The following is a 1,263-nucleotide window of genomic DNA, read 5'->3' as shown; positions in this document are numbered from 1 at the left end:
TGTACCTCTGTCAAGAAAGTAGACACGCTCATTATGCAACCTGGTGCTGCTCGTAGTAACGTTTTTCACACAGATGTGGGGTCATGTAACCAATAGACGAATGAATGCGAATGCGGTTGTAGTCAAACTCGATGTACTCGTAGATCGCATCGTATGCCTGTTTGCGGGATTTAAACTTGGTTTGGTACACAAGTTCTTTCTTAATCACGCTGTGAAAGGCCTCGATACAAGCATTATCGTAGCAATTGCCTTTACGACTCATACTTCCGATCATCTGGTGTTCAACAAGTCGCTCACGGTAATCTTCCGAGGCATATTGCGACCCGCGGTCGGAATGGTGAATCAACCCGGGTTGCGGTTTTTGCCGCTCACATGCTTTATCGAAGGCCTCCAGCACAAGTTCTTTGGTCATCCGCTCCCCGAGTGACCAGCCTACAATTTTGCGAGAAAATAGGTCCATGACCGACGCGAGGTAGACCCACCCTTGAGCAGTGGAGATGTACGTAATGTCGGTTACCCACACTTTGTTTGGTGCAGCCACGTTGAAGTTACGGTTCAGGATGTTCTTGTATACCGGCATGTTGTGTTTAGAGTTCGTCGTTGCCTTGTATTTCTTCACCGTGCAGGAACGCAATCCCATGGCTTTCATGAGGCGAGCTACTGTTTTCGTCGAAACCACCCAACCGTCTTCACGCAACTTGGCTGCAATCTTATTGCTACCGTAGCGCCGCTTAAAGGCGTAGAAATGATACCGAATTTGCTGGATCAGCTTCTTACGACGCTTTTCCTGCTTACTTGGCTTGTGGTTTTTCCACTTGTAGTAGCCGCTTCGTGAAACACCCATGACTGCGCACAACTTCTCGACACGAAACTGGAAGCGGTATTTATGCACAAAGGCATAAATCATTTTCGGTCTTTGGTGAAGAAGTGCATCGCCTTTTTTAGGATTTCAAGCTCCTCTTGTAGTTCACGGTTCTGAGCCTCAAGGTTCTGAAGACGCTCGTAGTCCACGAACAGTTGAGACTTTTCACCGCCATCTGCAAACTGCTTTTTCCAAGCACGAATGCTGCTGACGGGAATGTCTAACTCTTTGGAAACCTCAGACGGACTCTTGCCCGTTTCAAGCATGTGTTTGACGGTTTGACGTTTGAATTCATTATCAAAATGCTGGCGGATATCTCCCATGACACACCTCGACCTTTTTTGTTAGTTTTATTGTATCAGGTCGCTGTTACAGCGTGTCTACTTTTTAGTCTACATCCA

The 1,263-nt window shown here is 47.0% G+C and carries 1 pseudogene; it reads right to left on the bottom strand.

Annotated elements, in window-relative coordinates:
- Positions 1-31: 31 nt before the first annotated feature.
- Positions 32-1,176: pseudogene (locus ACFVTB_RS27570) on the bottom strand (IS3 family transposase).
- Between the last annotated feature and the right edge of the window lie 87 nt (positions 1,177-1,263).

The sequence above is a fragment of the Paenibacillus sp. NPDC058071 genome, assembly GCF_042885235.1.
In the GTDB taxonomy this organism is placed as follows: domain Bacteria; phylum Bacillota; class Bacilli; order Paenibacillales; family Paenibacillaceae; genus Pristimantibacillus.
Note: the sequence above shows the minus strand (reverse complement) of the source record. Positions and strands in the feature narration are given on the sequence as shown.